The following is a 1,237-nucleotide window of genomic DNA, read 5'->3' as shown; positions in this document are numbered from 1 at the left end:
CGCCGCCGGCGATGGCGATGACGGCGTCGAGGACGGCGTTGACGAATTCGATGATCTGGGCGCCGCGTTCGATGATGAACGTGACGATGTCGATGATCATCTTGCAGGCTTTGATGAACGCCGAGGCTGGGTTGAGCAGGCTGATGATCCAGGTGATCCCGGCGATCAGCACGGTCGGGACCAGGTATTCGCTGATTTTGCCGAGCAGGTTTTCTTTCAGGTCCCCGACCTGGTCCTTGATCTCCTCATACGCCCCGGCCACGCCCTGGGACTGCAGTTTCGCGACGACCGGGACGCCGGCTTCGACCGCGCCCATGGCTTGTTCGGGGACACCCTTGGCGACGATCCGCCCGCGGATCGCGGCCCAGGTCAGCCCGAGCATCGAGGCGATCATGGACAGGATGCCGCGGAGGTCGAACTTGTCCGGCAACTGGATACCCGCGCCGGACATGGTGCCGAGCAGCCACCCGATCAGGCCCTTCTTCAGGTGGGCGCCGATGTTGGACATGAACGCTTTCAGGCCGGCACCGACCGCGGAGACCAGGTTGCCGAGGAAGCCGATCGGGTCTTTGAGGATGGCCATCACCGCGGCCGCGGCCTTGGCCAGCACCCCGAGCAGGAGGTCTTTGAGTTTGAGGATGGTGTCGATGACACCCTTGACCGCGTCGACAGCCTTGGCGATCAGGCCTTTGTTCTTCTCCTTCTCCGCATCAATCTCCGCATCCACCGACTTGAGGGCCTCGTTGTATTTCGACGCCAGGGTGTTGACGAGTTCTTTGCCCTTGGCGTCGACGTTGTCGGTCAGCTCGTCGAACTTGCCCGCGAACTCCCCGGCCGCTTCCTTGCCGACGGCTTGCAGGTCGGCGGGCAGCTTCTGCACCTCGGCCTGCAACTGCTGACGACCGGCCGCGATCCGCTGCTTCGCCCGGTTCAGTTCCCCGCCGATGACGTCGGCGACGGTGGAGATGACGGACTGCATCTTCGTGACGTAGCCCTGCCGGGCGGTCACAAAAATCTGGTTGGCCTCCTCGGGCAGCCCGGCGAACTTGTCCTTGATCCACCGGCCTTTACCGATCAGCCCCGAATACCGTTTGTCCTTGTACTCGTCCATCCGCCGCTTGTGCTCAGCGGTGAACGCATCCCGCGCCGCCTTCTCCCCCGAGGAGAAAGAGTCGTCGACCTTGCTGTCGAGGCCGGCGAGGATGGCTTCGACGTCTTTCTGGGTGGCGTCGAAGAC

The 1,237-nt window shown here is 63.5% G+C and carries 1 protein-coding gene; it reads right to left on the bottom strand.

The features are described 5' to 3' along the window. On the bottom strand, nt 1-1,237 hold a 1,237-nt coding region (locus QSK31_RS48470; RefSeq protein WP_285691989.1), incomplete at both ends, for a phage tail family protein.

Origin of the sequence: Actinoplanes sp. NBRC 103695, from assembly GCF_030269485.1 — a bacterium.
In the GTDB taxonomy this organism is placed as follows: Bacteria; Actinomycetota; Actinomycetes; order Mycobacteriales; family Micromonosporaceae; genus Actinoplanes.
Note: the sequence above shows the minus strand (reverse complement) of the source record. Positions and strands in the feature narration are given on the sequence as shown.